The following is a 2,943-nucleotide window of genomic DNA, read 5'->3' on the forward strand; positions in this document are numbered from 1 at the left end:
ACGTTTCATCATAGAAACCATCAACGACCAGTTAAAAAATATCTCTCAAATAGAGCACTCTAGACACCGCAGCGTGCATGGTTTTATGCTCAATATGATTGCGGGGCTCATCGCCTATCAATTGAAAAACAATAAGCCACAACTGAACCTCACTAACGGGGAGTTTAATGCTATTGCAGTTATGGCTAGTTAAACCGATCTCAGGTTACATAATAATTAAGGGTCAGTGGGTTTACTATTATCGTGCAGTGGATAAGTGGATACATTCGGTGCTGTGATTGATTTTTACTTAAGTGAAACCCGTGATGAGCCTGCCGCGCACGCTTTTTTCACTAAAGCTATCAATCAACATGGCTTACCTGAGAAGGTCGTCATTGATAAAAGTGGCGCTAATGCAGCAGCGTTAGATACTGTTAACATTCGGCTTTGGCTATCTGCTCTTTATGATTGAGGTGCTTACCGTTAAATATTTGAATAATATAGTCGAGCAAAACCACCGAAAAGTGAAGGGAAAAATGCATCAATGCCTAGGTTGGAAGTCCTGGGAAGGGGCGGAGTCGACATTGGCTAGCGTTTAGCTTTGGTCCATGATTAGGTTGAGGCAAATGGACACGGCTCAAAGGATGACTCCATGGGAACAAATATATTCTTTAAATGCCTAGTTGTATCTGAGGGATACTGTCCCCGCAATTTGGAGCGGCAAGATCTCAATTTGCGACAGAACCCCAAAAGAAGTAGGTAAAGGTAGGTTTTTACCTGACATTTCATAATTAATCTCGTGAAATTAGTCATTTTTTGTGACGACAATACTAGTTGTATGATTAAATTATTTTGGAGTTTTATTTAATGTTTAGTTCCGCACTTTCCAATAGAGCCTTTTTGAGTTTAAATGTATCAACTTGCGAATTACAAAAATTAGAAAAGCTGGATGTAAAGAAAATAAAGGCAGTAGATATAAGCCGACTACAGCAAACGATTTTAAGCACTAACAATATAGTTAAAAAACAACTGATACTAAAAACCTTAAATAAAATTGGTCAGCATAATGAAAGTGGAGTATATATTTTAAGTAAATATTCTCCAGAAAAAGTTCTCGATCTTACGCTGTGTAGTGGCCAACAGTATTTGACCACGGCTTTAGAAACTAAAAATATATAACATTGTAGATTTTAGCGTGTGAATCAGTCTCACCTAGAGTGATTCACACGCTCACTTTTGCCGGATAGACGGCACCTGATGAACAGCTTGGAGTGCTCACTATACTCAGTAATTGCTTCTAGAGGAAGGTGACGTGAAAACTTGTCTATTCATATTAGTCTTTATAGGGCAATCACAGATAAATAAAGATAGAGGGAGTAATTACTCTAAGTAGTTTTGGGGCATCCATCAGGGCAAAAATGGCTGATACGCCAGAACAGTCCGACCATACCAGTTTTCAGCTGCGTATTCGGGCCGCATTGAAAGGTGAACAACCTAAAAATCTACTGCCTATGATTTTTTTAAAAAGAGTTGGTAATGAACGCGACAATCAGCCCAATGGTATCGCGTTTTCATTAACGGACTACCTTCAATTGGTAGATGATACAGGCCGAATCATCCGCAATGACAAACGGGGTGCCATCAGCGAACATAGTGCCAAGCTACTGACAAGATTGAATATCCAACAAGACAACTGGCTTAAGCTCACCACAGAATTTGGCAAGTTATTTCATGGCCCTGTGGGAATCTTGCAAGAACTGACCAATTACTATGAGCACTTAGAGAAGCACCGACGGCACTTTACTAAATGCTGTCAGCACCTCAAAACGGGTTGATATCAAGCTGTTCATCAACTTTCCCTTTCTACACAGCCAACCAGACTGTAGTGGCACACTGAATTTGGCCTCCTATAAGAAATGTTATGATCCACTCATAACCCATTTAGGTGACAACATGAATAAAAGTAAACGTGCACGATATAGTGCTGCAATTAAGCTCGAAACCGCTCAATTAGTCATAGATCAAGATTACACACAAGAAGCGGCGGCGAAAGCCATGAACGTGGGTAAATCAACGGTCAGTAAGTGGGTAACACAGCTTCAGGTTGAGCGCCAAGGGCTTGCTCCTAAAGCCTCACCCATGACACCTGAGCAAATTGAAATTAAGGCACTTAAACGTGAAATTGAACGGATTAATCTCGAAAAAGAAATCCTAGAAAAGGCTACCGCTCTATTGATGTCGGACTCGCTGAACAATTCTCGATAATCGAGAAACTCAATCAGAGCAACAAATACCCTATTTCAGTGTTATGCCATGTATTTAACGTGAACCGGAGTAGCTACCGTTATTGGGTGAGCCGTGAACTTGTAGCGACACCTGAACAGCGGATTTTAGAGTGTGAAATCAAAGCAATACACGCTGAAAGCAAACAGTCTGCTGGTGCAAGAAGTATCGCAACAATCGCCTCTGAACGTGGCTTTGCGTTAAGTCGTTATAGGGCGACTCGGTTAATGAAAAAGCTTGGATTAGTGAGCTGCCAACAACCCAAACACCGCTATAAGAAGGCTGAAAATGAGCATGTGACCATCCCTAATTTACTCAAGCGACAATTTGCCGTTGTCGAACCAAACACCGTTTGGTGTGGCGATGTGACGTATATTTGGGCGGGTAATCGTTGGTGTTATTTAGCGGTTGTGCTGGATTTATTTTCGAGAAAAGCCATTGGTTGGGCGATGTCATTTTCACCGGATACAGAGTTAACGGTGAAGGCCTTAGATATGGCCTTTGAATCTCGTGGGAAGCCTAAAAACCTGATATTTCATTCAGATCAAGGCTGTCATTATACCAGCCTGAAATACCGTCAGCGGCTGTGGAAATATCAAATCACCCAGAGCATGAGCCGTCGCGGTAACTGCTGGGATAATGCGCCAATGGAGCGGTTTTTCAGAAGTTTAAAAACGGAAT

At 41.5% G+C, this 2,943-nt stretch carries 2 protein-coding genes and 3 pseudogenes; all 5 read left to right on the forward strand.

Going from position 1 to position 2,943, the window contains the following annotated elements; translation table 11 throughout:
• The coding region (locus KFE26_RS23470) for a transposase (protein WP_283090834.1) at nucleotides 1-193 on the forward strand (193 nt) is incomplete at its 5' end.
• Nucleotides 192-591: pseudogene (locus tag KFE26_RS23475) on the forward strand (DDE-type integrase/transposase/recombinase); the annotation flags it as partial. The gene KFE26_RS23470 and the pseudogene KFE26_RS23475, both read left to right, overlap by 2 nt.
• A gap of 255 nt (nucleotides 592-846) precedes the next feature.
• Nucleotides 847-1,158 carry a hypothetical protein gene (locus tag KFE26_RS23480; RefSeq protein ID WP_212601905.1) on the forward strand — a complete coding sequence of 104 codons (312 nt, stop codon included), beginning with the start codon at nucleotides 847-849 and terminating at the stop codon, nucleotides 1,156-1,158.
• Between the two features lie 227 nt (nucleotides 1,159-1,385).
• Nucleotides 1,386-1,814 (forward strand): annotated as a pseudogene (locus tag KFE26_RS23485) (transposase); the annotation flags it as partial.
• A 118-nt stretch (nucleotides 1,815-1,932) separates the two neighbouring features.
• Nucleotides 1,933-2,943: pseudogene (locus tag KFE26_RS23490) on the forward strand (IS3 family transposase); the annotation flags it as partial.

Source organism: Shewanella sp. M16 (assembly GCF_018224605.1).
In the GTDB taxonomy this organism is placed as follows: Bacteria; Pseudomonadota; Gammaproteobacteria; order Enterobacterales; family Shewanellaceae; genus Shewanella; species Shewanella oncorhynchi.